The sequence below is a fragment of the Pseudomonas sp. AK-TSAG1-1 genome (assembly GCF_056821665.1).
In genome coordinates this window covers 3,490,341-3,517,097 of the sequence record NZ_CM165965.1, presented here as the reverse complement: position 1 = coordinate 3,517,097, position 26,757 = coordinate 3,490,341, and the positions used below count along the sequence as shown (strand labels likewise).

Below are 26,757 nucleotides of genomic sequence, written 5' to 3'. Positions count from 1 at the left end.
GAGGCCAGTCGCAGCACCGCGTAAAAGGATCTGCCAATGTTCTCCAGGCTCATTTTATTCAGCGCTGTTTCGCTTTTAACCTCATTCAGCTGGGCCACCCCGCAACCAGCGCTGACGATCTACGGCGAAGCGCCCAAGTACGCCCCCGACTTCCAGCACCTGGCCTACACCAACCCCAACGCCCCCAAGGGCGGTACGCTGCGGCGCTCGTCGCTGGAAAGCGGCCCGTTCGATCACTTGATTCCCTACATCGACAAAGGCACTGGTGTGGCCGAAGTCGACGGCTGGCTCTACGCACCGTTGGCCTATCGCAGCAAGGATGAACCCTACAGCGTCTATGGTCTGGTGGCGCAGCAGATGGAGCTGGATGAGGATCGCCGCTGGCTGCGTTTCTACCTCAATCCCGAGGCCAGGTTTGACGACGGCACGCCGATCACCGCCGAAGACGTGCGCTACACCTTCGAACTGCTCACCACCCAGGGCAGCCTGAAATACCGTCAGCAGTTTCGTGATGTCGCCGAGGTGCAGGTCGAATCGCCGACGCAAGTGCGCTTCCTGTTCAAGAACAACGACAGCCGCACCTTGCCGCTGGATCTGGCGACGCTGCCAGTGCTGCCCGAGCACTGGTGGCGCACGCGCAACTTCGCCGAGGGTGCCGGTTTCGAGATCCCGCCGGGCAGCGGCCCGTACCGCATCAGCGCGGTGGATGCCGGGCGCAGCGTGAAATTTCAGCGCGTTGTCGACTGGTGGGCCAAGGACCTGCCGATCACTCGCGGGCTGTACAACTTCGATCACATGAGCGTGGAGTTCTTCGCCGACACCGATGTTTCCCGGCAAGTACTGAAGGCCGGCGGCTTCGACTACAACCGCGAGTTTTCCGCGACCAGCTACACCATCGGTTATGCCGGGGCGGCGCTGGAGCAGGGCAAGCTGCTCCGTGAACACCTGGCACCGGGGGCCGCGCAGGGTTCGCAAGGTTTCGTGTTCAATCTGCAAAAACCGCTGTTTCAGGATCGCCGGGTGCGTCAGGCCATCGCCATGCTCTGGGACTTCGAGTGGAGCAATCGGCAGATGATGCGCGGCATGTACCTGCGCCAGCGCAGTTACTTCTCGCACAGTGCGTTGGCGGCCACCGCGTTGCCGGATGCCGAGGAGCTGAAAATCCTCGAACCGTGGCGTAGCCAGGTTCCTGACGAGGTGTTCACTCAAGTGTTCGAAGCGCCAAAAACCGATGGCAGCGGCAATGTCCGCGCCGAGCAGTTGCAGGCGTTGAAACTGCTGGAAGCGGCCGGCTGGAAACCCCATGGTGATCAGTTGGTCAACGCCGATGGCGAGCCGCTGCAGTTCACCTTCCTCAACGGCCAGAAAGGTTTCGAGCGCTTGCTGTTGCCGTTCAAGCGCAACCTGGCGCAGATCGGTATCGGCTTCGATATTCGCCAGGTCGACACCGCGCAATACACCAACCGTGTGCGCAATCGCGACTACGACATGATCGTGGTCGGCTATCCGGTGAGTCAGGCGCCGGGGCGCGAGATGTTCAATTACTTCGGTGCCGACGGTGCGGACGATCCTGGCTCCAACAACTACATGGTGCTGCGTGATCCCGTGGTCGATGCGTTGCTCGAAGGGCTGGTGCAGGCCGACAACCGCGACAGCCTGTTGCGTCATGCCCACGCTTTGGATCGGGTGTTGCAGTGGGGCTACTACTGGATTCCCAACTACTACCCGCCGGGGATTTCCACCGTGTGGTGGAACCGTTTCGGCCGCCCGGCAACGGCACCGCTGTACGACGCCGGGCTCGACACCTGGTGGGAAATCAGCCCGACCGCGCTGACGGCCACGCAAATGCAGCAACAGCAAAAGGAATACGCCCATGTGGGGTTATAGCCTGCGGCGTCTGCTGCTGATTGTGCCGACCTTGCTCGCCATTCTATTGGTCAATTTCGTCATTGTGCAGGCCGCGCCGGGTGGCCCGGTAGAGCAGGCGATTGCGCGCTTGCAGGGCATCGGCGTCGGTGCTGCGGTGGGCGGTGGTCATGTGGAAACCATCGGCGGCGAATCCCGCGCGACCCGTGGCCTCGATCCGAAACTGGTGGCTGACATCGAGCGCCAGTACGGCTTCGACAAACCGGCCGGTGAGCGCCTGTGGCTGATGCTTGAAAGCTACGCGCAGCTGGATTTCGGCCAGAGCTTTTTCCGCGGAGCCAGCGTCACCGAACTGATCTGGCAGAAACTGCCGGTGACCTTGTCGCTGGGCCTGTGGGCGACGCTGATCACCTACCTGGTGTCGATTCCGCTGGGCATTCGCAAAGCGGTGCACAACGGCTCGGCGTTCGATGTCTGGAGCAGCGTGGCGATCATCATTGGCTACGCGATGCCGGGTTTCCTGTTTGCGCTGCTGCTGATCATCGTATTTGCCGGTGGCAGTGCACTGGACTGGTTCCCGGTGCGCGGACTGGTCTCGGACAACTTTGCCGAGCTGTCGCCGTGGGCCAAGGTCGCGGACTACTTCTGGCATCTGGTGTTGCCGGTCACCGCGCTGGTCATCGGCGGGTTCGCCACGCTGACCATCCTGACCAAGAACAGTTTTCTCAACGAGATCTCGAGGCTGTACGTGGTGACGGCGCGGGCCAAGGGGCTGAGTGAGCGTCAGGTGTTGTACGGCCATGTGTTTCGCAACGCGATGCTGCTGGTGGTTGCCGGTCTGCCCCAGGCGCTGGTGACGGTGTTTTTCGGTGGTTCGCTGTTGATCGAAGTGATCTTCTCCCTCGATGGCCTCGGCCGTCTCAGCTACGAAGCGGCGGTGTCGCGCGACTACCCGGTGGTGTTCGGTTCGCTGTTCATCTTCACCCTGTTCGGCCTGCTGATAAAACTGCTCGGTGACCTGTGCTACAGGCTGGTCGATCCGCGCATCGACTTCACCGCGAGGACTGCCTGATGCTGACTCTATCTCCCATCGGACAGCGCCGCTGGGCGCGGTTCAAGGCGCATCGACGTGGCTGGTGGTCGTTGTGGCTGTTTCTGCTGTTGTTCGGCCTGAGCCTGGGCGGCGAATTGATCGCCAATGACAAACCGTTGCTGGTCGAGTATCAGGGCCAGTGGTACTTCCCGGCGTTCAAGCGCTACACCGAGCAGGATTTCGGCGGTGAGCTGGCGTTTCAGCCGGACTACCGCAGTGCGCAGGTGCGGCAACTGATCGAGGGGCAGGGCGGGCGCCTGTGGTTTGCGCCGATTCCGTTCGGTTTCGATACGGTGAATTACGACCTGACCGAGCCGGCGCCGAGTCCACCGAGCCTGAGCAACTTGCTCGGGACTGACGATCAGGCGCGGGATGTACTGGCGCGGGTGATCTTCGGGACGCGGGTGTCGTTGCTGTTTGCGCTGGCGCTGACCGCCGCGAGTGCGCTGATCGGCATCGTCGCCGGCGCTTTGCAGGGCTATTACGGTGGCTGGGTTGATCTGCTCGGGCAGCGGTTGTTGGAGGTGTGGTCAGGGCTGCCGGTGTTGTATCTGCTGATCATCCTGTCCGGCTTCGTCGAGCCGAACTTCTGGTGGCTGCTGGGGATCATGGTGCTGTTTTCCTGGCTGAGCCTGGTTGACGTGGTGCGCGCCGAGTTCCTGCGCAGTCGTGGCCTGGAGTACGTGAAAGCCGCGCGGGCGCTGGGGGTTGGCGATGCGCAGGTGATCAGCCGCCACATTCTGCCCAATGCGATGAGCGCGACCCTGACGTACCTGCCGTTCATTCTCACCGGGGCGATTGCCACGCTGTCGGCGCTGGATTTCCTCGGTTTCGGCATGCCCGCTGGCAGCGCTTCGCTGGGCGAGCTGATCGGTCAGGGCAAGAGCAATCTGCAAGCACCGTGGTTGGGGCTGACCGCGTTTTTTGCGTTGGCGCTGATTCTTTCTCTGTTGGTATTTATCGGCGAAGCCTGCCGAGATGCGTTTGACCCCAGGACTTGATATGTCTGAACACTTGATCGAAATACGCGACCTGCGCGTTGCTTTCAACGGCCAGCCAGTGGTGCACGGCATCGACCTCGACATCCGTCCGGGCGAGTGCCTGGCGCTGGTCGGCGAGTCTGGCTCGGGCAAATCGGTGACCGCTCACAGCATCCTGCAGCTGCTCGACCCGAACATCACGCAGATCGACGGCAGCATTCGTTACGACGGCGAGGAACTGCTAGGCGTGCATGAGCGTTATCTGCGCCGGTTGCGCGGCAACCGCATCGCGATGATTTTTCAGGAGCCGATGAGTTCGCTGAATCCGCTGCACACGATCGAACGGCAGCTCGGCGAGAGCCTGGCGCTGCACAAAGGCCTGGCGGGCGCGCAAGCCCGTGAGCGCATTCTGGAGTTGCTGGAGCTGGTCGGCATCCACAAGCCTCGGGAGCGGCTCAAGGCCTATCCGCATCAGCTCTCCGGCGGCCAGCGCCAGCGGGTGATGATTGCCATGGCGCTGGCCTGTGAACCGCAGTTGCTGATTGCCGACGAGCCAACCACCGCGCTGGACGTGACCGTGCAGCGCAGGATTCTGTTGTTGCTCAAGGCGCTGCAGCAGCGGCTCGGCATGGCGCTGCTGATCATCAGTCACGATTTGAATCTGGTGCGCACGATCGCCCAGCGGGTGGCGGTGATGCGTGGTGGCGTGATCGTCGAGCAGGCATCGTGCGAACAGCTGTTCCGCGCGCCGCAGCATCCTTACAGCATCGAGTTGCTGAATGCCGAACCTGGCGGGCATGCCTTATGTTTCGACGCGACCGAAGAGTTGTTGCAGGTGCGCGATCTGAATGTGCGTTTTCGTCTGGGCGGCGGTGGGTGGCGGCCGAAGACTTACCTGCAGGCGGTCAAGGGTATCGATCTGAGCCTGCAACGTGGCAAGACCCTGGGCATTGTCGGCGAGTCGGGTTCGGGCAAGTCGACATTGGGTCAGGCGATTTTGCGGCTGATCGACGCCGAGGGCAGCATTCGCTTTGCCGGTGAGGCGCTGGAGCGGTTGAGCGGCAAGCAACTGAGGCCGCTGCGCAAACGCCTGCAAGTGGTGTTTCAGGACCCGTTCGGCAGCCTCAGCCCACGCCTGTGCGTCGAGCAGATCATCGCCGAAGGATTGCAGGTACACAGCGACTTGAATGCCACGCAGCGTGAGCAGGCGGTGATTGATGTGTTGCTCGAAGTGGGTCTCGATCCGGCAACGCGGCATCGCTATCCCCACGAATTTTCAGGGGGGCAGCGGCAACGCATCGCCATTGCCCGGGCACTGGTGCTCAAGCCGGACTTGATCCTGCTCGATGAGCCAACCTCGGCACTGGATCGCACGGTACAAAAGCAGATCGTCGCGCTGCTGCGGCGCTTGCAGCAAGAGCATGGTCTGACCTACCTGTTCATCAGCCATGACCTGGCGGTGGTGCGGGCGCTGGCACATGACCTGATCGTGATGAAGGAAGGACAGGTGGTGGAGCGCGGGGAGACCGGCAGTCTTTTCCGCGCGGCTAAGCACCCCTATACGCAGGAGCTGCTGGCCGCGTCATTTGCCGGTTGATGAGCTATTGCCAGAGCTGACGCTTTCGCGAGCAAGCCCGCTCCCACCGGATCCATTGTGGGAGCGGGCTTGCTCGCGAAGGCAGTCGTTGCTTCAGCGAAATCCTTGATGCCTGAACGCAAAAATCCCGCCACCAGGGCGGGATTTTCTGCAAACCGAGCGACGTCTTACGACGGGAACAGTTCGGACAGTTTCATCGACAGCATCATGTCGCCTTCAACGCGCAGCTTGCCGCCCATGAACGCCTGCATGCCGTCGGTTTCACCGCTGACGATGTCTTTCAGGGTTGCACTGTCCAGCACCAGGGTGCAGTTGGCGTCGGCGTTTTCACCTTCCTGGATGTCGCAAGTACCGTCTTTGACGATCAGCGCGTAGTGCTTGTCTTCGTCGGTGATGTTGAAACCGAAGACCAGATCCAGACCGGCAGCGGCGGCTGGGTTGAACTTGGCTTGCATTGCTTTTACGGCATCAGCTACGGAGGTCATGGTTCGATCCTTTCTTGGGTAATGGGAGCTGGGTGATTACAGCAAGGTTCACAGTAATCCGGACTCAGCGGAAAGTGATGAGTTCCGGAGCCTTCAGCAGCTGCAGATGCGCATGACTGTTGAAGGAGGCCAAAGCCACCTCGCGACCGCGGAACTTCAGCTGGTTGAGCGAGGTGTTGACGATTTGCCAATTCAGTTCGAATGCCTGTCTGGCGGGCATTTGGGTAATCAGGTGGAGCAGGGCGGTGATGGTGCCGCCGGAGGTGAACACGGCGATTTTCTGGTTGCCGTCGGCCTGTTCGAGGATGCGCTGCAGCCCGCCCTGAACCCGCTCGACGAACCCCAGCCAGCTTTCCAGGCCCGGCGTGTCGTAGGTGCCATCCAGCCAGCGCTCGATGACCAGAGCGAAGATGCGCTGGAACTCGGCGCGGTTCTGCGCGGCGTTGCGCAGGATGTCGATGGCTTCCGGTTCGTCCGCGAGCATGGCGGGAATGAGCGCGCGGATAACCGCGTCGGCATTGAATTCGTTGAATGCAGCGTCTGTTTCCAGGGGCGGTACCGGCAGGCCTTTGGCGGTCAATTGCTCCAGCGCGCTGGTGGCCGTGTGCTGCTGACGGCGCAGGTCGCCAGACAGGCAGCGATCGAAGCTGATGCCCAGCTCGGCCAGGTGCTGGCCGAGGATTTCTGCCTGGCGCACACCGATCGGCGACAGGACGTCATAGTCGTCTGCACCGAAGGAGGCCTGGCCATGTCGAATCAGATAGATGCTGCCCACGTCCGCGTCATCCCGGTACGTTGAAGGTTTGGCGAGGTTATGAGGATGACGGAGTGCTGTCAATGAAAAAACATACGCTTGTTTGAAATGCTTGTTACAGGCCTGTTGCCAGAGGTTTCACGGCTGGCCGACAAGGCGGCGCATGGGTATGCTGGAACCATCCCGCGCGTGTTTTTGCATCCGCGCATTGTTTTAAGGAGTCTCTGTGGAGTTTTTCACCGAATACGCCAGCTTCCTGGCCAAGACCGTAACCCTGGTGGTCGCCATTCTGGTGGTGCTGGCCAGTTTTGCTGCATTGCGCAGCAAGGGCCGGCGCAAGTCGGCGGGGCAGTTGCAGGTCAGCAAGCTCAACGATTTCTACAAAGGCCTGCGTGAGCGGCTGGAGCAGACCTTGCTCGACAAGGATCAGCTCAAGGCGCTGCGCAAGGGCCAGGCCAAATCGGAAAAGACCGAGAAGAAGCAGAAGAACAAACCCGATGCCAAATCCCGGGTGTTCGTGCTGGATTTCGACGGCGATATCAAGGCCTCGGCCACCGAGAGCCTGCGCCACGAAATCACCGCGTTGCTGACCCTCGCCACACCAAAAGACGAAGTGGTGCTGCGTCTGGAAAGCGGCGGTGGCATGGTCCACAGCTACGGCCTGGCGTCGTCACAACTGGCGCGCATCCGCGAGGCCGGCGTGCCGTTGACCGTGTGCATCGACAAAGTCGCAGCCAGCGGCGGCTACATGATGGCGTGCATTGGCGAGAAGATCATCAGCGCGCCGTTCGCGATTCTCGGCTCGATCGGCGTGGTCGCGCAGTTGCCCAACGTCAACCGTCTGCTGAAGAAGCACGATATCGATTTCGAAGTGCTGACCGCCGGTGAGTACAAACGCACCCTGACCGTGTTTGGCGAAAACACCGAAAAGGGCCGGGAGAAGTTCCAGGAAGACCTGGACATCACCCATCAGTTGTTCAAGAACTTCGTCGCCCGCTATCGCCCGCAACTGGCCATCGACGAAGTGGCCACCGGTGAAGTCTGGCTCGGCGTTGCAGCGCTGGACAAACAACTGGTCGATGAACTCAAGACCAGCGACGAATACCTGGCCGACCGGGCGAAGAAAGCCGAGGTTTACCACCTGCATTACGCCGAACGCAAAAGCCTGCAGGAGCGCATCGGCATGGCGGCCAGCGGTTCGGTCGATCGCGTGCTGCTGAGCTGGTGGAGTCGCCTGACGCAACAGCGTTTCTGGTAAACAGTCAGCCACAAAAAACGCCGGTCTATGACCGGCGTTTTTGTGTGCGCAGTAAACCTGACAGTTTAGCGGCGACGGAACAGTGGTAGTGGTTCGTCGGTGGCGGCCTGATAGGTCACCGAAAAGTCCTTGAGACCTTCCAGGGCTTCGTACGGGTCTTTGTCCGCGCGGATGGCAAAGGCGTCAAACCCGCAGCGATGCAGGTAGAACAATTGATCGCGCAGCACGTCGCCAATCGCCCGCAGCTCGCCCTTGAAACCGTAACGGTCACGCAGCAGGCGGGCGTTGGAGTAGTTACGGCCATCGGTGAATGCCGGGAAGTTCAAGGCAATCACCTGGAACTGCGCAACGTCGTCACCAATTTCCTCGGCCTCTTCATCGGCGTCGAGCCACACACCCAGACCGCCGTCGCGGGCTTTCAGGGCATGAGCATGATCACGCCACAAGGCCAGCGGCACGATCAGGTCGTCGCAGTTGGAAATACCGTCGAGGGTCGCGTCCTTGGGCAGCAAGTGCCAGGTTTCGTCGACAACCTCGTTGTTCTTAATGATTCGCTGCATAGACGCGTTCCTTGAAGAGGTCGATGCCAATACGCTGGTAGGTGTCGATGAAGCGCTCGTCTTCGGTACGTTGTTCGACGTACACGTCGATCAGCTTCGAGATCACGTCAGGCATGGCTTCCTGGGCGAAGGACGGGCCGAGGATCTTGCCCAGGCTCGCATCACGGCTGGCGCTGCCGCCAAGGGAGACCTGGTAGAACTCTTCACCTTTCTTGTCCACCCCGAGGATGCCGATGTGGCCGACGTGGTGGTGACCACAGGCATTCATGCAACCGGAGATGTTCAGGTCCAGCTCACCGATGTCGAACAGGTAGTCGAGGTCGTCGAAGCGACGCTGGATCGATTCGGCGATCGGGATCGACTTGGCGTTCGCCAGCGAGCAGAAATCACCGCCAGGGCAGCAGATGATGTCGGTCAGCAGGCCGATGTTCGGCGTGGCGAAACCGCCTTCGCGCAACTCGCCCCACAGGGTGAACAGTTGGCTTTGCTCGACGTCGGCCAGAATGATGTTCTGCTCGTGGGAGGTGCGCAGTTGACCGAAGCTGTAGCGGTCGGCCAGATCGGCGACGGCATCGAGCTGCTTGTCGGTGATGTCGCCCGGGGCAACGCCGGTCGGCTTCAGCGACAGGGTCACGGCGACATAGCCCGGCTTCTTGTGCGCCAGGGTGTTGCGGCTGCGCCAGCGGGCGAAGCCCGGATGTTCTTTGTCGAGTTCGGCCAGGGCGGCAGTCTGGTTGTCCAGCGCCTTGTAGTCCGGGTCGACGAAGTGCTTGGCCACACGCTGCAGTTCGGCGTCGGTCAGGGTGGTCTGGCCACCGCGCAGGTGCTCCATTTCCGCATCGACTTTCTGCGCAAACACTTCAGGCGTCAGGGCCTTGACGAGGATCTTGATCCGCGCCTTGTATTTGTTGTCACGACGGCCGTAGCGGTTGTAGACCCGCAGGATGGCGTCGAGATAGCTCAGCAGGTCCTGCCACGGCAGGAACTCGTTGATGAACGCGCCGACCACCGGGGTACGGCCCAGGCCGCCGCCGACCAGCACGCGGAAACCCAGTTCACCGGCTTCGTTGTGTACCGGCTCAAGGCCGATGTCGTGGACTTCGATGGCCGCACGGTCAGCGGTCGAACCGTTGACGGCGATCTTGAATTTGCGCGGCAGGTAGGCAAATTCCGGGTGGAAGGTTGTCCACTGACGGACGATTTCGCACCACGGACGCGGGTCGATCAATTCGTCGGCCGCGACACCGGCGAACTGGTCGGTGGTGACGTTGCGCAGGCAGTTGCCGCTGGTCTGGATCGCGTGCATCTGCACAGTAGCCAGTTCCGCGAGGATGTCGGGGATGTCTTCCACCGCCGGCCAGTTGAACTGCACGTTCTGCCGGGTACTGATGTGGGCGTAGCCCTTGTCGTAGTCACGGGCAATCTTGGCCATCATGCGCGTCTGACGCGAAGTCAGCTGGCCGTACGGCACCGCCACGCGCAGCATCGGCGCAAAGCGCTGGATGTACAGGCCATTTTGCAGGCGCAGGGGGCGGAATTCTTCTTCGCTCAGCTCACCTGCCAGATAGCGTCGGGTCTGATCACGGAACTGCTTGACGCGGTCCTCGATGATCCGCTGATCGTACTCGTCGTATACGTACATATAAGTCCTGTTCTCAGGCTTTGGGCTACTCGGAAAACGCTGCGTTTTCGCTTGCTGGAGTCCGATGGTGCCTCTGCAATTACGCGCGCACGGCCGCGCACTCCCTAACGGAGCCGGGGCAATATACCCGTTTGCAGTTATGCGCAAAAGTGATGTTTGAGTATATGTAAAGAACCAAATCGCCTAACGAGAATGGTTGTTGATTAACCCACATTTGTCGCGGGGACAATCATCGTCTTAACTGTGATCGAGTCTTTCTGCAATCACCGATAAAACCGACAAGAGGCGATGCAATGAGCAATCCGACCAAGGCAAGAAAGAGCGATAGCAGTGTCGATGCGTGGGCCATTCTGTTCCTGATCATTCTCGTTGTAGGGACAGCGGTATTCTGGGTCAGTCATCAATAAACGACCGATCCGGGTCCGCCTCCGACGATTGTCGGACAAAAAACGGGATCAGGCGTCAATAGCCGCTGGTTCGAGGGCTATAATGCGCGGCCATTTTTCCTTGGGCCCGGATCATTCATGTTGAAGTTTGTCCGCCTCAGCCTTCTGCTGTTCGGCGCGGTTTTCGGATCCGCGGCACAAGCGGAGTCGGTGCTGTTCCTCAATCCGGGTTCGACTCAGGAAGCCTTCTGGGTCAGCTATTCGCAATTCATGCAGGCGGCTGCCCGAGACCTGGGCATCGATTTGCAGATTCTCTATTCCCGGCGCCAGCCTGAACTCACCGTGGCCCAGGCAAGGGTTGCCCTGCAGGGACCGAATCGTCCCGACTACCTGATGTTCGTCAACGAACAGTACGTTGCACCGCAGATCCTGCGGCTGGCAGAAGGCAGCGGAGTCAAGCTGTTCATGGTCAACGCGGTGCTGACCCCCAATCAGCAGGCACTGGTTGGCGAGCGGGCCGATCGCATTGGCAGTCTGGTGCCCAATGACGAGGAGGGCGGCTACCTGATGATGAAAGAGCTGATTCGCCTGCATCCCGCCGTGGCCCGCGGCGAGCCGATCGAGGCGCTGGCGTTCTCCGGTCTGAAGATCACACCGTCGGCGCAGTTGCGCGAACGTGGCATGCAGCGCGCCCTGGCCGAACATCCGCAGGTGCGGTTGAGGCAACTGGTGTACAGCGGCTGGACACAACAACGCGCTTACGAACAGGCCCGACAACTGCTCAGGCGCTATCCGAACGTATCGCTGGTGTGGTCAGCCAATGATGAGATGGCATTCGGTGCGATGCGTGCGTTTGCCGAAGTTGGCAAGGTGCCGGGCAAGGATGCTCTGTTCAGTGCGGTCAATACCTCGCACGAGGCGTTGCAAGCGGTGGTCGATGGCCGCTTGAGCGCGCTGGTGGGAGGGCATTTCACCCTTGGCGGCTGGGCGCTGGTGGAGTTGCATGATTATCAACAGGGCGTCGATCTGGACCGCTATGGCGGTCGCGACCGACAGTTGCCGCTGTTGCAATTGATCGACAAAAACCGTGCCCGGCAGATGCTGGCCATGGGTTCACCGGCAGGCTATGGGGTAAATTTTCGCAAACTGTCAGCCAAGGGCCATCCCGCTTCCTATCGCTATCCGTTCGACCTGCAGACCCTGATGCACTGAACGCCGTCAGACACCGGCGAAATGCAGCACCAGCTTGACGATGGCAAACAGTGTCAGGGCGAACACGGCGGTGAAGCCGATCCCCAGGATCACGAAATGGCTGGGCTTGCCATGCGTGAAGTCCCTTGCCCGATTCTTCCCGCTCTGCACCCCGAACGCCGCCGCCATCACGCTGTGCAGCATCTGCCAGAAGCTCGGCGGTTTGTTGTCGACTGGATCGTCCATAAATCCCCCGTCTGTGTAGGTTCCCCTGAGAGCATAGCCAACCTGTCGGATTGTGCTGTTGCCACCGTCTCACTGTAGACGCAGTCGGTAACAACTCGTGGCCGATGCGATAACTATCTACCGCAGTCAACCGAGGCGGAAATGGTGTTCTGTCGTTCCATTTTTCAGGAGCGACAGAATGTCGATTCATCCCCCGACGAAGCCGGCAGCGGCGAAGAATTCCCGCAGCTCGTTGCCTGTTGAAAAGAAGGTCTTGGCCAGCGCGAGTATTCACGGCAAACGCCTTGAGCAGGTGGTACCCGGCTGGCTGGTCGACGCCAGCGCCGAACGTCGTGCCCATATCAGACGTGTCGGCACGCAGTTGCCGGAGTGGTATCAGCAGTTGTCTGCAGAGCAATTACGCGACTTGCAGGCGCGCACCACTGAAGGCTTTCTTGCCCAGTCACGGCTGGACAAGACGATGGCGGCACTTGAGAGCAGCGAAGCATTTGCCGAGGCTCAACTGATAAAGGCGCTTAAAGATCAATTCAACGTCGAGTTCGACGTCAACAAAACCCAGGTGTGTCTCAGGCACGCTCTGGAAGTCAGTGCGCTGGACATCGAAGTGTCCAGTTTTGAAGTCTTGAAACTCTCACTGGTGCAGGCAGCCCTGCATAATTTCGAAGCATCGGAATGTGAAGAAGGGGCCTTCCATCGCGAATCCGGATTCGTCGTAGAAACGTCGGCTCCCGGTACATTCCAGGCCGTGACGGCTGCTATCACCGTCAGCGAGTTTCTGTCGCTGTGTCGTACGCTGAATATTGGCGCCCGATACCAGGCTCGCGTGAAAGCGTTTTTTCAGTCGACTGGCGCATTGCGCGAGCAATTCATCAGCAGCCAGAAAACCGCATTGCGCGCAGCCGCAGAGCTGGCCCTGTCGAAGAAAGACATCGAACCGGCCGACTATAGAATGCTGCTGTCGGTCGTTGACGGCGAGGTCCATCCACGCCTGGGCGAAAAGTCCGTGTGGTTTCGCGACCTGAGCCTGATGAAGCACAGAATGACCGGTTGCGTGGTATTCAGCATCAGCGAACGCTATCGCTACACCAACGAGTTCATTGTCTATATCCCGCATGACCCGGAGCATCCGCTCAAACGCTATACCTCAGCGCAGATGCGCGAAGTATTCAAACGCAAATTCACGGCGCAAGACGCTGTGCCATCGAATGAAGCGTCGACTGCCTATCAGCGCTTTTTCAGTCAGTTCGTGGCCTATGCCGACCGCCCTTACTACTTCAGCCAATTCACCCGGCCTTCGGCGGATGCCCCAGTGGACCCGATGCGTTCGATCTGGGTGAAAGTCATCCAGATGATTTCACCGATTTCGGTTTTCACACAGATCAAGGAGCTGCCGCCCGAGCGTCCGGGCAAACGTGAACCGGAGGAGGATCCCTATCTCGACCCGTACGGCATTGTCCGCAAAGGCGTGGCGGGTCTCTGGGCAGCCAATACTGATCTGTGGCAGTACCTCTATGAGCAGCACTGCGACAAGTTCATCACCGATGCGCGTGCTCACGCCGTACCAACGGCTGATGTCGATGCGAATGTCCGCGCGAAAAGGCTCAATCATCTGCTCGAATTCGGCATGCTCGCGCTGAACATGGTGTCGATGTTCGTGCCGGTGCTGGGCGAAATCATGATGACGGTCATGGCCGGTCAATTGCTGTATGAGTCGCTCGAGGGGGCTGTCGAATGGACTGAAGGTGACCGTCAGGCCGCCAAGGCGCACCTCATCGATGTGGCGGAAAACCTCGCGCTGATCGGGGTCATGGCCGGTGTCGGAAAAGGCCTTGGCAGACTGATCGCGGCCAAGCCGGTCGCGGTGATCGAGAGGGCTGAACTGATTGAGCGCCCCGATGGCGCATTGCGTTTATGGACCCCCGACCTGGCGTCCTATGAAAGCCCCGTCGAGCTGAATCCAGCGTCTGTCCCTGATGCGCAAGGCCTGCATCGATTGAATGGCAAGACGTACATTCGTCAGCAGGGCAAGGTCTACCAGACGCAATTTGACCAACAGTTGAAGCAATGGCGCATTCTGCATCCGACCGATGCCTCCGCCTATCGCCCCATCCTCGAACACAATCGTCTGGGCGCCTGGCGGCATACGCTGGAGCGTCCGCTGACCTGGGATCGATTGACTCTGCTGCGCCGCATGGGCCATTGCACCGAAGCCTTTTCCGATGAGCAATTGCTCAACATCGCGGATGTCAGCGGGGTCAGTGATGACGCGCTGCGCCAGATGCACAGGGATCATCTGCCTGCGCCTCTGGCATTGGCCGATACGTTGCGCCTGTTCGAGGCTGACCAAGGCGTGAGCCGGATCATCGACCAGATCGAGCAAGGCTCCAGCCTCGACGCCCCGTTCCTGCTGACATTGCCACTGCTGCCGCAAATGCCTCGATGGCCTGTCGGGCGCGTATTTGAGATTTTCGACGGGCCGCAGTTGTCCGGAGCAAGCGTCAAGCATGGCGCTGAGTCGTTATTGCCGGGTGACAGTGTCAAGGCACCGATCCGGATCACTCGCGCCGATGTCCTGAGTGGGCACATGCCTGCGCGTATTCTGGATGCGCTGGATGAAGCGGAGATTATCCGGTTGCTGGGGGCTGAAGCGGCCCGCGTCAGTGAACACCGACCAGCCGAATTCAGAAAGCAGTGGGCGGATTTCCTGAAGAGCCGCCAGCCGGCGATGTTCGAGCAGCTCTATGCCGAACCGCATCTGCATGATCCGCGGATTGCCAGACTGCAACGAGCGACACCCGGGTTGGGCCGCCCGGCAGCCATCAGGGTGTTGCTACAGGCTGATGCCGAGGAGCTGGCGCGTCTGGACAGCGGCGGGCGCGTACCTTTGAGGTTGCTGGAGGCATCGCGAGGTTATGCGCAGCGCACGCGCTTCGATCATGCCATCGCCGGCTTGCACATGGAAAACCTGGCGTCGGCCGAGAGCCAGTGGCTGGCTCTGCGGGTGCTGGAAAGATTGCCTGGCTGGTCGCCCGATGTACGTCTGGAGGTGCGCGAGGGCAGTACCCACGGGCGGTTGATCGATAGTCTCGGCGATGAGAACTCCCGCCAGCTCAAATACCTGGTCAAACGTGGCCCTTCCTATCAGGCCTTCAACGAACGTGCAGAGGAACTCAACGGTATTGCTCGGCAGGGCGATAACTTTTTCGCCTCGGTCATGCATGCCCTGCCTGACAAATCGCGTCAGGCCCTGGGGCTGGCCGACGTCAGTCAGAGTGCCTCCCTGCGTCGACTGGTGATTGACCATGTCCATCTACATCGCGCTGAACTGGCCCGGTTGGCCGGCAAGCGCCATGGCGTCAGCACATCCTTCAAGCCCCCGCTGCGCGTGCCGGGGCATGGCCTCGGTTACTACGCCAGCGGACGCGGGCAGGGCGTTAATCCGCTGCTGGTGACACGGGTGCAGAATGTCTATCCAGCCCTCACCGATCAGCAGGCGGGCGGGTTCATTCTTCAGCAGTTGGCGTCGGGCAAGAGCGATGCACAAATCTATGAGCTACTGCAAAGGCGTACCCGCGAATGGCAGGCGCTTGAGGCGACACTGGCCGAATGGGAGGGTGAGCCGACACCGGAACCGACGCTGCAATCGATGATCGGTGGCAAGTCCAGCACCGTGCGCAACATCAAGCAGAGCTGGCGCACCTCACCGCTGGCGCAGATTCATCCACGCTTCGCACAGCTGGATCTGGTTTGTGATGAGGCGCTACCGCTTCTGACAGCAGACTTTTCTCACATACGGGAGCTGAATGTTCGCGGTCGCTGCATCACCGATACGAATGCCGACGCGCTGCTGGGCGTTTTTCCGCAACTGGAAAAACTGACCATCAATGCGACCAGCGAAACGTTCAGCAATCTACCGCAAGCCTTACAGGGAATGGACCGACTGACCCATCTGACGCTTTATGGCGCGATCCCGTTTGCCGCTGACATGCCGGCACGGTTGGGCAGGCTGACCCAGCTCGAAGAGCTGACAGTCTGTTCGTCGGGTTACCAGCCGATTGCCTTCGACGTCAGCCAACTGCACAAACTGCGAAAACTCGAGATCGCTGCCTATTCCTTGCTCGAATGGCCGGCCGGGGTACTTGAATTGCCTGATCTCGAACGTCTGAACCTCAAGGACACCGGGATCAACACCTTGCCCGCAGGGCTGCTCGAAGGGCACGAAAAGTTGTGGTCGGGGTTGTCACTTGACTGGTCGAAGTTCTCCCGCGAAAACTTCAAGGTCGCCTATGAGTACGTCAAGACACATCCCGAGCATCTTATTGACCGCGAAGCGATGGTCAGGGACTACTGCAAAGGTGAGTTGAACCGTCTGGGCGAAGGCTTGAGCACACCGCCGCAGAGCATCTTCGACCGTTTCTTTGAGCAATGGCCTGACGAGCAGCAACGATTCACAGCCATCGAAGCCTTGAGTGAGCAGTTTGCAACCCTCGACAGGCAGCTTATTGACTGGCTGCAATCGGGCATGGTCTCGCAAGAGTCACTCAGGGAAATAATCGGACGCTCCAACGCGACGCATGCCATCAGAAACAGTTGGCGCAAGGGACTTTTCAAACGCTACGGTGCGACGGTTTCCGCCTCGACGCTGGATTTGTCAGGGTTGATGCTCAGCGAGCTTCCGCAATTATCTGCCGATGCGTTCTCACATGTACGCACCTTGCTGCTTTTGGGCCAGCGAGTAGATGCCCTGCAACTGCGCGACTTCCTGGCGGCTTTTCGGGAGGTGCAGACGCTCGACCTGAGTGACAACGCCCTGCATGAATTGCCCATTGTGCCGGGTAGCCTGACGAGGCTGTCGCGCCTGGATCTCTGCGACAATCTGTTGACTGACACGCCCCGGTTGCAGGAGGGCCTGGAGTCATTGCCGGCCCTCGAATATCTGGATCTGCATAACAATCCTTTGACCGGATTGAGCGTCGCTGGCCTGACGCGCTTGAAGGCGCTGAATTTACGAGGCACCGATCTGCAAACCTGGCCCGCGGGGGCTGAGGCGCTCAGCCAACTGACTTGGGTGGACTTGCGTAGCAGCAAGATCACCACGTTGCCTCCAGCGTTTCTGGACAGCCATGCCGTGATCAACAGCAATCTGACCGGTAACCCTTTGACACCAGCCACGGCGGCAGCGCTGCGGGCTGTGCAACAGCGGATCGAGTTTGAAACGGGACTGCCCGAGGGCGCACTCGAAGCCTTTGCCAACGAACCGGTACCGCTGACCTTTCCTCCCGCAGAGAACGGTTTTTCGGTTGCCAGGTATTTGTTGCCACTTCCCCACGCGGCGACAGGCGAAGGTGAGACGTTGATGATCAACAGTCTGCAGCGCATGCAGCCGGCCTTCAGTGGCGAACAAGCGGCGCAGTTGATTGAGCAGATGCGCGGCAGCGGAGCGACGAATGCTGAAACAGGTGGTCGGATCAGCACCTGGAACCAGACGTTTGATACGCTGGTGCGCCAATTGAATGGCTGGCTGTACACTCGCGAGACCCATGGAACAGGCTGGGTCATCTCTTCGCAGACCCGCAGTCTGGCGGCCTGGCGAATCCTCACCTGTTGGCGGGCAAGGTTGCCCAACCTGCAAGGTGTGACGCAAGCCGTGCTGGATCTGAACGGTTTGCAACTGGGAGATATTCCGGCACTACCGGAAGATTTTGCGCATGTCCGCACGCTCAATCTGACGGGTACCAGACTGAGCACCGAGGGGGCCAACGGTTTCCTCAACGCCTTCACGCAGGTGCGAACGCTGGCGCTTGGCGGTAATGAGTTGGAGGCTGTACCGCAATCGGTGCGCAACATGTCTGAACTGGAGCAGCTGGAGCTATCCAGTAACCGATTCTACGATCCCGAGCACTTGTACGAGTCCCTTTCCGGCCTGGAACATCTGACTTCGCTGGATGTGAGCTACAACAACCTGGAGTCGTTCGATGTCAATTATTTCGGGCGACTGGAAGCGCTCGATCTGCGCAACAACAATTTGCTGGCCTGGCCGGAAGGTGCGCTGCAGGCGGAGCATCTGCGCATGCTCAATCTGAGCCGTAACGACATCACTACGCTGCCAGAGGAGGCACTTGACGGTACGCACGAGCAATTGATGAACGGTACTGACTTGACCGACAACTATAATTTGTCCGAGGAAAGCCTTGAGCGGCTCCGGGCGTATCAGGTAGCGGGGGAACGTCACCGGGTATTGGGTTTCTCACGCGCTGATCTTGAAGAGCTGATTGACGACAGCGCGGGCGGGTTGACCGAAACGACTGACAGCATTGAATCCGACGAGATCGTGTCGATTGACCCATCGCAGGCGCAATACAAAGCCCCATGGCTGGCCAATTTCGCTACGGCACAATTGGCGGATCGCGATGCGTTGTGGGAACAACTGGCTGCAGAGCCGGACAGCGCGGCGTTCTTCCATCTGCTGGAGCGACTGCAGGACACGCGCGAATTCAGGGTGGCCAATGCTGACCTGACGCGACGGGTCTGGACCGTCATGGAAGCCGCCGCAGCCGACACCGAGCTCAGGGAAGTCATCTTTGCCAGCTCATCCACCCACGGCACCTGCGTTGACGGGCGGATCCTGACCTTCAGCGGTCTGGAAACCAAGGTGTTCACTCATAACGCGTTGCTTGATTTGCCGTCCGATCTATCAGGCGCAAAAGGTGAAGTGTTGTTGAATCTGTCGCGGCGATTGTTTCGCCTCGACCAGGTCGACGAACTGGCGAAAGCGGCGGCAACACGCAGTGGTTTCGATGAGGCCGAGATGCGCCTGGGGTATCGAATCGGTTTGACCGCCGGCTGGGAGGACGGCCTGGAGTTGCCAGGACAGCCAAAAAACATGACCTATGCCTCGGGCATCGGCCCGCAACAACTGGTCGAGGCGCGAACGGAAGTCAGCAATGCCGAGCGGTCCGACAAATTTCTGGAAGATCTGATTCAGCGCGATTACTGGATGCAATACCTTCAGGAGAAATACCCCGAGGTCTTCAGGAAACTGGACGAGCTGCAATTGCTTGAGGACGGGGAAGATGACGGGCTGAGCGCCGACGATCCAGAATACTTGAACCGGTTGTTCGATCGTACGGCCGAACGTAACGTGAAAATGATCGAGCTTTCGCAGCAGGAAATCGATGCAATCAATGCTGTAAAAGCGCCTGTCCCGGGCTCTTCACGGCATCTGTCCAACGTCTGAAACTGAAAGCACAGTGCCCGGCGCCGGTTAAACCGGCACCGGGATCAACCCGTTTGATCAGTTGTCGTAGCCGAGGTTTGGTGCCAGCCAGCGCTCGGTGACGCTCAGGTCCTGACCCTTGCGCGAGGTGTAGCTCTGCACCTGGTCCTTGTCGACCTTGCCCACGGCAAAGTATTGCGCCTGCGGATGGGCAAAGTACCAGCCGCTGACCGCTGCAGCCGGGAACATCGCGTAATGTTCGGTGAGGAACACACCGCTGCGGCCAGCGCGCATTTCGGCCGCTTCCGGGTCGAGCAACGCAAACAGTGCGGCCTTCTCAGTGTGATCCGGGCAAGCCGGATAGCCCGGGGCAGGGCGGATGCCTGAGTACTGCTCTTTGATCAGTGCTTCGTTGTCCAGCTGTTCATCCTTGGCGTAGCCCCAGTGTTCTTTACGCACCTGCTGGTGCAGCCATTCGGCGCAGGCTTCGGCCAGACGGTCGGCCAGGGCCTTGACCATGATCGAGTTGTAATCGTCGCCAGCGTCCTGATAAGCCTTGGCGACTTCTTCGGCACCGATGCCGGCGGTGGTGATGAAACCACCGACGTAGTCGGTCACTTCGCTGTCCTTCGGTGCAACGAAGTCGGCCAGCGAGAAGTTCGGTTTGCCGTCGGTCTTGATGATCTGTTGACGCAGGTGATGCAGGCGCGCCATTGGCTTGCCGTCATCGCCGTACAGTTCGATGTCGTCGTCATGCACCTGATTGGCCGGCCAGAAGCCGAACACCGCACGGGCGCTGATCAACTTTTCGTCGATCAGTTTGCTGAGCATCTCGCGAGCATCTTTGTACAGCGAGGTGGCGGCTTCACCGACCACTTCGTCTTCAAGGATGCGCGGGAACTTGCCGGCCAAGTCCCAGGAAATGAAGAACGGCGTCCAGTCGATGTACTCGGCCAGAACGTTGAGGTCGATGTTGTCCAGCACCCGGGTGCCGGTGAACGTCGGTTTGACCGGGGTGTAACCGGCCCAGTCGAACTGTGGTTTCTTGGCGATGGCTGCTGCATAGCTCAGGCGTTCGGTGCGGGCGCTGCGGTTGGCGGTGCGCTCGCGCACATCGACGTAATCGGCGCGGGTCTTCTCGACGAAACCGGCTTTGAGCTCCTTGGACAACAACTGGGTCGCCACGCCCACGGCGCGCGAGGCGTCGGTGACGTAGACCACGGCATCGTTACTGTACTTCGGCTCGATTTTCACCGCCGTGTGCGCCTTGGAGGTGGTCGCGCCACCGATCATCAGCGGCAGGTGGAAATCCTGACGCTGCATTTCGCGGGCGACGTGGACCATCTCGTCCAGCGACGGGGTGATCAGGCCGGACAGGCCGATGATGTCGCATTTCTGCTCTTTGGCTACCTGCAGAATCTTCTCTGCCGGGACCATCACGCCGAGGTCGACGATGTCGTAGCCGTTACAGCCCAGCACCACGCCGACGATGTTCTTGCCGATGTCGTGCACGTCACCCTTGACGGTGGCCATGAGGATCTTGCCCTTGGCTTCGGGCTTGTCGCCTTTTTCCAGCTCGATGAACGGGATCAGGTGTGCCACCGCCTGTTTCATTACGCGGGCGGATTTCACCACTTGCGGCAGGAACATTTTGCCGGCGCCGAACAGGTCGCCGACGATGTTCATGCCGGACATCAGCGGGCCTTCGATCACTTCGATCGGACGGGCGAACGACTGGCGCGATTCTTCGGTGTCTTCAACGATGTGGGTAGTGATGCCCTTGACCAGCGCATGCTCCAGACGCTTGTTGACGTCCCAGCTGCGCCACTCTTCGGTCTCGGCTTCCTTGACACTGCCGTCGCCCTTGTACTTGTCGGCAATGGCGAGGAGGGCATCGGTGCCTTCCGGCGTGCGGTTGAGGATCACGTCTTCGACGGCGTCGCGCAGTTCCTGCGGGATCTGGTCGTAGATCTCCAGCTGACCGGCGTTGACGATACCCATGGTCAGGCCGGCGCGGATCGCGTACAGCAGGAACACCGAGTGGATCGCCTCACGCACCGGGTTGTTGCCACGGAACGAGAACGACACGTTGGACACGCCACCGGAGCTCAGGGCATACGGCAGCTCGTCGCGGATGTAGGCGCAGGCGTTGATGAAGTCCACAGCGTAGTTGTTGTGTTCTTCGATGCCGGTGGCCACGGCGAAGATGTTCGGGTCGAAAATGATGTCTTCCGGCGGGAAGCCGACTTCGTTGACCAGAATGTCGTAGGAGCGTTTGCAGATTTCTTTCTTGCGCGCTTCGGTGTCGGCCTGGCCGGCTTCGTCGAACGCCATCACCACCACCGCGGCGCCGTAGCGCTTGCACAGTTTGGCGTGGTGGATGAACTGCTCGACGCCTTCTTTCATGCTGATCGAGTTGACGATGCCCTTGCCCTGAATGCACTTGAGGCCGGCTTCGATCACTTCCCATTTCGAGGAGTCGATCATGATCGGTACGCGGGAGATGTCCGGCTCACCGGCGATCAGATTGAGGAAGGTCACCATGGCCTTCTTCGAATCGAGCATCCCTTCGTCCATGTTGATGTCGATCACCTGCGCGCCGGCCTCGACCTGCTGCAGGGCGACTTCCAGGGCTTCGGTGTAGTTGTCTTCACGGATCAGGCGGGCGAATTTGGCGGAGCCGGTGATGTTGGTGCGCTCGCCGACGTTAACGAACAGCGAGCTGCGATCGATGGTGAACGGCTCCAGACCCGACAGGCGGCACGCCTTGGGAATGTCCGGAATCTGCCGCGGTGCGTAACCGGCCACGGCTTTGGCGATGGCTTCGATGTGGCCCGGGGTGGTGCCGCAGCAACCGCCGACGATGTTGAGGAAACCGCTCTGGGCGAATTCTTCGATGACTTTGGCGGTGTCCACCGGCAACTCGTCGTACTCGCCGAATTCATTCGGCAGGCCGGCGTTCGGGTGCGCCGACACGTGGGTGCTGGCCTTGTCCGACAGCTCTTCCAGGTACGGACGCAGTTCACGCGCGCCGAGGGCGCAGTTCAGGCCGACGGAAATCGGTTTGGCGTGCGCCACCGAGTTCCAGAACGCTTCGGTGGTCTGGCCCGACAGGGTACGGCCGGAGGCGTCGGTGATGGTCCCGGAAATCATGATCGGCAGCTCGAAGCCCAGCTCTTCGAACACCCCTTGCACGGCGAAGATCGCGGCTTTGGCGTTGAGGGTGTCGAAAATGGTTTCGATCAGGATCAGGTCGGCGCCGCCTTCGATCAGACCTTTGGTAGCCTCGGTATAGTTCTCCACCAGCTCATCAAAGGTAACGTTGCGGTAGCCCGGGTTGTTGACGTCAGGCGACAGCGAGCAGGTGCGGCTGGTCGGGCCGAGCACGCCGGCGACGAAGCGCGGCTTGGCCGGGTTCTCAGCGGTCTTGGCGTCGGCGACCTTGCGGGCTAGGCGCGCGCCTTCTACGTTTAATTCGAAGGCCAGCTCTTCCATGCCGTAGTCGGCCATGGAAATGCGCGTGGCGTTGAAGGTGTTGGTTTCCAGAATGTCGGCGCCGGCATCCAGGTAGGCTTTCTCGATGCCGCCGATCACGTCCGGACGGGTGATCACCAAGAGGTCGTTGTTGCCCTTGACGTCACTCGGCCAGTCAGCGAAGCGTTTGCCGCGATAATCCTGCTCTTCGAGCTTGTAGCTCTGGATCATCGTGCCCATGCCGCCGTCGAGAATCAGGATGCGCTCTTTGAGGGCTTGCTTGAGAGCTTGAAGGCGGACGCTGCGATCGGACATTTGGACTACTCGAAAAGACCATTACGAAGGGCCGGGATCATAACAAACCTGTGCGGTTTTAGAGCATGTCACGCTTTTGCATGAATATCGTTCATGTTGGTACGGGCGTCATACTGTAGAATTGCGGCGTTTTTTTCAGGATCGGGATCAAGGGCATGTCGTACCGCGTCATCAGCATTTTCTTGCTGTTCTCAAGCTTTGGCGCGGTGGCGCAGGAGCCCTCGATTTCGCCTTCCATTTCATATACCCGTGACATTCAACCGATCTTCACCGAGAAGTGCGTGGCCTGCCACGCGTGCTACGACTCCGCCTGTCAGCTCAATCTGGGCAGCGGCGAAGGCGCTGGGCGTGGCGCGAGCAAGATGCCGGTCTACGACGGTGAACGGACCCAGGCCGCGCCGACCACTCGACTGTTCTATGACGCCTTCGGCAAACGCGCCTGGCAGCAGAAGGGCTTCTATTCGGTGCTCGACGCCCAGGGCAGTCAGGCGGCGCTGATGGCGCGGATGCTGGAACTGGGGCACAAAACCCCGCTGACTCCCAATGCCAAACTGCCGGAAGACATCGTGCTTGGCCTGCAGCGAGAAAACATGTGCGCGATGCCCGCCGAGTTTGAAGGCTACGCCGGCGCCCACCCGAAAGAAGGCATGCCGCTGGCGGTGACCGGCCTGACCGATCAGCAATACCAGACGTTGCAGCGCTGGCTGGCGTCTGGTGCGCCGATTGACGAGCAAGGCCTGGCGCCGAGCGCCCGAGAAGCGCTGCAAATCGTCCAGTGGGAAAACCTGCTCAACACCCCGGGAGCGCGGCAGAGTCTGGTCGGGCGCTGGTTGTTCGAGCACTGGTTCCTGGCGCACATCTATTTCAAGGACGGCGAGCCGGGGCACTACTTCCAGTGGGTGCGTTCGCGCACGCCGAGCGGCCAGCCGATCGACCTGATCGCTACCCGTCGCCCGAACGATGACCCGGGCACTCAGGTGTATTACCGCCTGTGGCCGGTGCAAGGGGTGATCGTGCACAAGACCCACATCACCTATCCGCTGAGCGCGGCGAAGATGGCGCGGGTCAAGAGCCTGTTCTACAGCGGAAACTGGCAGGTCAATGCGCTGCCGGGTTACGGCCCGCAGAGCCGCGCCAACCCGTTCGCCACCTTCGAGGCGATTCCGGCCCAGGCGCGTTATCAGTTCATGCTAGATAACGCCGAATACTTCGTGCGTACGTTCATTCGCGGGCCAGTGTGCCGCGGGCAGATCGCGACTGATGTGATTCGCGACAACTTCTGGGCGCTGTTCCAGGCCCCGGAGCATGACCTGTACATCACCGACCCCAACTATCGCGGGCAGGCCACGCCATTGCTGGCGATGCCGGGGCAGAATGACGACGTCGGCAGTGTCCTGAGCCTGTGGCACAACTACCGCAACAAACGTAATGAATACGAGGCCCTGCGCCGCGACAGCTACGCCGATCAACCGCCGCCGAGTTGGTCGACCTTGTGGGCCGGCAACGACAACGCGCTGCTGAGCATCTTCCGTCACTTCGACAGCGCCTCGGTGACCAAAGGCCTGATCGGTGAAGTGCCTCAGACCCTGTGGCTGTTCGACTATCCTTTGTTGGAGCGCACCTATTACCAGTTGGCGGTCAACTTCGATGTGTTCGGCAACGTCTCGCATCAGGCGCAGACCCGTCTGTATTTCGACCTGATCCGCAACGGCGCCGAGCAGAACTTCCTGCGTCTGATGCCGGCCGATTCCCGCGAGGATTACCTCGACGATTGGTACCAGAGCAGCGGCCAGTTCAAGATGTGGCTCGATTACGAGGCCATTGACGACGACAAGCCGACGGCGCTGAAACTCGATTCGAAGGACCCGAAATACGATTTCGCCATGCAGTTGCTGGCGCGTTACGGCGACCTCAATGCGCGGCCCGACCCGATCAATCGCTGTGCTGGCGCCTACTGCTCGCGGCCGAATATCGACCCGGCGCTGCAAAATGCCGAGCAGGCCCTCAGTCGCTTGACCTCGCGTCCAGCGGCCGGTCTGAAAGTGATCGATCAATTGCCCGAAGCCACCATGCTGCGCATCGAAACCCGCAGCGGCACACGTGAGGTCTACAGCCTGCTGCGCAACCGTGCGCATAGCAACGTGGCGTTCCTGCTGGGTGAGTCGCTGCGCTATCAACCGGGACTCGACACCTTGACGATTTATCCGGGCGTGCTCAGCAGTTATCCGAACTTCATATTCAACATTCCGGCCGAGCAAGTACCGGAGTTTGTCGAGGCAATGGAAAACGCCAAGGATGCCGAGCGCTTCGAGAAAATCGTCGAACGCTGGGGGATTCGCCGCAGTCATCCGCAATTCTGGTTCTATTTTCACGACCTGAGCCAATACATCCACGAAACCGACCCGGTGGAAGAGGGCGTGCTGGACATGAACCGCTACGAGAATCTTTGATCGTTTGAGACGGACCTGCTGTCCCAATTCTTGGCAACACCGCAAATCTCAACTGTGGAGCGGTTTCGCTCGCGAAGGTGTCAGCTCATTCGAAATGGATGTCGCCTGACACAGCGCATTCGCGAGCAAGCCCGCTCCCACAGGGGGCAGTGGTGTTTCAGGAGTCGTGGACAGGAGCGCTCAATGTTGATTTCAGTGCAGGCCCTGCGGGCGCTTGCCGCGTGGACGGTGGTCTGTCACCACTTCATGCAGATTTTCTTCGACTTCAAGGCGCGCGGCCCGATTGGTCAGTTGTTCATCGACAAAGGCGCAGTCGGGGTCGACATCTTTTTTGTCATCAGCGGCCTGGTGATCTTCTTGTCCACCGAGGACAAGCGCCTGCGGCCGGGGCAATTTCTGCTGTACCGCCTGTCGCGCATCGTGCCGGCGTACTGGCTTTACACGCTGCTGATGGCGCTGCTGGTGCTGGTCGCCGGGCAGGTGTTGCCGGATCAGAGGCTGGACGTCGGGCATCTGCTGCTGTCGCTGTTGTTCATCCCGGCGCAGAACCCCGGCGGGTACGGGATCTACCCGACCCTGAATGTCGGCTGGACCCTCAATTACGAAATTCTGTTCTACGTGCTGTTCGCCTGTGCGCTGGTGTTCCGTTGGCAGGTGCGTCTGCTGGTGGTCGCAGCGTTGCTGTTTGCTACTTGCCAGGCGTTTGGCTGGGTCAGCGAGTTCTATCGTTCGGACATCGTTTACGAGTTCTTGCTGGGGATCGGCATCGGCATCCTGTACCGCCGGGGCTGGATTGGCCCGGGCCTGTGGTTGCCGTTGCTGGGAATTGGCGCCGCGTTGATGGCAATCTATTGCCTGACGCCGGCGCCACGACTGTTGAACTGGGGGCTGGCGAGTGCGGTGCTGGTGATGGCCTGCATGGCGCTGGAACGTTATGTCGAGCGCAATCGGCTACTCAAGCTGCTGGGCGATTGTTCGTATTCGGTGTATCTGATGCACGTGCTGGTGCTGTCGGCCGGTGGTTTTATCGCGCGACATTATGGAATCAGTCCGTACCTGATGTTCGTCGTCTGCGCTGTGGCCATTGGCGCAGGGTCCTGGTTGAGCTACGAATGGGTGGAAAAACGCAGCTATCAGTGGCTTAAAGCGCGGATCGATGGCGAACCTGTTGCTCAATCGGATTCCCAGCTTTCCCGACAAAAATACTAGGACTTTGTGCGGCGCGATGATTGGCGTAAACTGCG

At 60.1% G+C, this 26,757-nt stretch carries 15 protein-coding genes; 9 read left to right on the top strand and 6 right to left on the bottom strand.

What is annotated here, in order from left to right; translation table 11 throughout:
• The first annotated feature begins 36 nt into the window (after nucleotides 1–36).
• From AC1UK9_RS15505 to AC1UK9_RS15490, 4 genes are read left to right on the top strand one after another with little or no spacing between them, the layout of a single operon-like run.
• Complete coding sequence (locus tag AC1UK9_RS15505) at nucleotides 37–1,887, top strand: extracellular solute-binding protein (RefSeq protein ID WP_482577889.1); 1,851 nt, start codon at nucleotides 37–39, stop codon at nucleotides 1,885–1,887.
• A complete protein-coding gene (locus tag AC1UK9_RS15500) occupies nucleotides 1,874–2,938 on the top strand; it encodes a microcin C ABC transporter permease YejB (protein ID WP_025112556.1) in 1,065 nt (354 codons plus the stop codon). The genes AC1UK9_RS15505 and AC1UK9_RS15500 overlap by 14 nt, the downstream gene beginning before the upstream one ends.
• The gene (locus AC1UK9_RS15495; RefSeq protein ID WP_482577887.1) at nucleotides 2,938–3,960 is read left to right on the top strand and encodes an ABC transporter permease; all 1,023 of its coding nucleotides are present in this window, start codon (nucleotides 2,938–2,940) and stop codon (nucleotides 3,958–3,960) included. Before AC1UK9_RS15500 ends, AC1UK9_RS15495 begins: the two co-directional genes overlap by 1 nt.
• Before the next feature lies 1 nt (nucleotide 3,961).
• Nucleotides 3,962–5,536 (top strand): ABC transporter ATP-binding protein, encoded by a 1,575-nt coding sequence (locus tag AC1UK9_RS15490; RefSeq protein ID WP_482577885.1) that lies wholly within the window; start codon nucleotides 3,962–3,964, stop codon nucleotides 5,534–5,536.
• Between the two features lie 167 nt (nucleotides 5,537–5,703).
• Here the strand turns inward: AC1UK9_RS15490 and AC1UK9_RS15485 are convergent, their stop codons facing one another.
• Together AC1UK9_RS15485 and AC1UK9_RS15480 are read right to left on the bottom strand one after the other, a co-directional pair.
• Nucleotides 5,704–6,021 carry an SCP2 sterol-binding domain-containing protein gene (locus AC1UK9_RS15485; RefSeq protein ID WP_007967870.1) on the bottom strand — a complete coding sequence of 106 codons (318 nt, stop codon included), beginning with the start codon at nucleotides 6,019–6,021 and terminating at the stop codon, nucleotides 5,704–5,706.
• A 64-nt stretch (nucleotides 6,022–6,085) separates the two neighbouring features.
• Nucleotides 6,086–6,796: a histidine phosphatase family protein gene (locus AC1UK9_RS15480; protein ID WP_482577884.1), complete on the bottom strand. Its 711-nt coding sequence runs from the start codon at nucleotides 6,794–6,796 to the stop codon at nucleotides 6,086–6,088.
• A 205-nt stretch (nucleotides 6,797–7,001) separates the two neighbouring features.
• Between AC1UK9_RS15480 and sohB the strand changes: the two genes are divergently transcribed.
• Entirely contained in the window at nucleotides 7,002–8,033 is a 1,032-nt protein-coding gene (gene sohB, locus AC1UK9_RS15475; RefSeq protein WP_025112551.1) for a protease SohB, read from the top strand.
• A 65-nt stretch (nucleotides 8,034–8,098) separates the two neighbouring features.
• Here sohB and AC1UK9_RS15470 read toward each other — a convergent pair whose 3' ends face one another.
• Both AC1UK9_RS15470 and AC1UK9_RS15465 read right to left on the bottom strand, forming a co-directional pair.
• On the bottom strand, nucleotides 8,099–8,593 hold the full coding sequence (locus tag AC1UK9_RS15470) for a DUF934 domain-containing protein (RefSeq protein ID WP_025112550.1): 495 nt from the start codon (nucleotides 8,591–8,593) through the stop codon (nucleotides 8,099–8,101).
• Nucleotides 8,577–10,235: a nitrite/sulfite reductase gene (locus AC1UK9_RS15465; protein WP_482577883.1), complete on the bottom strand. Its 1,659-nt coding sequence runs from the start codon at nucleotides 10,233–10,235 to the stop codon at nucleotides 8,577–8,579. The genes AC1UK9_RS15470 and AC1UK9_RS15465 overlap by 17 nt, the downstream gene beginning before the upstream one ends.
• 524 nt (nucleotides 10,236–10,759) lie before the next feature.
• Between AC1UK9_RS15465 and AC1UK9_RS15460 the strand changes: the two genes are divergently transcribed.
• Nucleotides 10,760–11,833, top strand: coding sequence for an ABC transporter substrate-binding protein (locus AC1UK9_RS15460; RefSeq protein ID WP_482577882.1), 1,074 nt, complete (start codon nucleotides 10,760–10,762; stop codon nucleotides 11,831–11,833).
• 6 nt (nucleotides 11,834–11,839) lie between these two features.
• Here AC1UK9_RS15460 and AC1UK9_RS15455 read toward each other — a convergent pair whose 3' ends face one another.
• Nucleotides 11,840–12,058 carry a DUF2970 domain-containing protein gene (locus AC1UK9_RS15455; protein ID WP_025112547.1) on the bottom strand — a complete coding sequence of 73 codons (219 nt, stop codon included), beginning with the start codon at nucleotides 12,056–12,058 and terminating at the stop codon, nucleotides 11,840–11,842.
• Nucleotides 12,059–12,236: 178 nt separating this feature from the next.
• Between AC1UK9_RS15455 and AC1UK9_RS15450 the strand changes: the two genes are divergently transcribed.
• Nucleotides 12,237–19,295 carry an NEL-type E3 ubiquitin ligase domain-containing protein gene (locus AC1UK9_RS15450; RefSeq protein WP_482577881.1) on the top strand — a complete coding sequence of 2,353 codons (7,059 nt, stop codon included), beginning with the start codon at nucleotides 12,237–12,239 and terminating at the stop codon, nucleotides 19,293–19,295.
• A 57-nt stretch (nucleotides 19,296–19,352) separates the two neighbouring features.
• Here AC1UK9_RS15450 and metH read toward each other — a convergent pair whose 3' ends face one another.
• A complete protein-coding gene (metH, locus tag AC1UK9_RS15445) occupies nucleotides 19,353–23,063 on the bottom strand; it encodes a methionine synthase (RefSeq protein ID WP_482577880.1) in 3,711 nt (1,236 codons plus the stop codon).
• A 155-nt stretch (nucleotides 23,064–23,218) separates the two neighbouring features.
• On the opposite strand from metH, the gene AC1UK9_RS15440 reads away from it, so the two are divergent.
• Together AC1UK9_RS15440 and AC1UK9_RS15435 are read left to right on the top strand one after the other, a co-directional pair.
• A complete protein-coding gene (locus AC1UK9_RS15440) occupies nucleotides 23,219–25,513 on the top strand; it encodes a fatty acid cis/trans isomerase (RefSeq protein ID WP_482577879.1) in 2,295 nt (764 codons plus the stop codon).
• A 183-nt stretch (nucleotides 25,514–25,696) separates the two neighbouring features.
• On the top strand, nucleotides 25,697–26,722 hold the full coding sequence (locus tag AC1UK9_RS15435; RefSeq protein WP_025112544.1) for an acyltransferase family protein: 1,026 nt from the start codon (nucleotides 25,697–25,699) through the stop codon (nucleotides 26,720–26,722).
• Nucleotides 26,723–26,757: the final 35 nt, after the last annotated feature.